The organism is Cognatundibacterium luofuense, assembly GCF_018139685.1.
Taxonomy (GTDB): domain Bacteria; phylum Pseudomonadota; class Gammaproteobacteria; order Burkholderiales; family Burkholderiaceae_D; genus Undibacterium; species Undibacterium luofuense.
Genome location: NZ_JAGSPN010000233.1, coordinates 1 through 391 on the forward strand (window position 1 = coordinate 1; position 391 = coordinate 391).

General features: G+C 54.0%; 1 protein-coding gene. It reads right to left on the bottom strand.

What is annotated here, in order from left to right; translation table 11 throughout:
• Positions 1–391: ATP-binding protein (locus tag KDM89_RS20185; RefSeq protein WP_463322638.1), on the bottom strand; the 391-nt coding region annotated here is incomplete at both ends.

Genomic DNA, 391 nt, shown 5'->3' on the forward strand with positions numbered 1-391 from the left:
GACTTCCAGCACAAACACCACATCCTGACCATCTTTTTGCTGGATCGCGAATTGCACATTCATCAGACCGACGACGTTCAGACCTTTCGCCATCAGTGACGTCTGGCGCTTGAGTTCGGCGATAGTTTCCTGAGACAGTGAGTATGGCGGCAGGGAACATGCGGAGTCCCCCGAGTGCACGCCAGCCTGCTCAATATGCTCCATCACACCGCCGATAAAGGTGCGTTCACCATCTGACAAACAGTCCACGTCAACTTCAATCGCATCATTCAGGAAGCGGTCCAGCAAGACCGGAGAATCATGCGACACCTTGACGGCCTCACGCATATAGCGCTCGAGATCACGCTGCTCATGCACGATTTCCATGGCACGACCACCCAATACGTAGGAT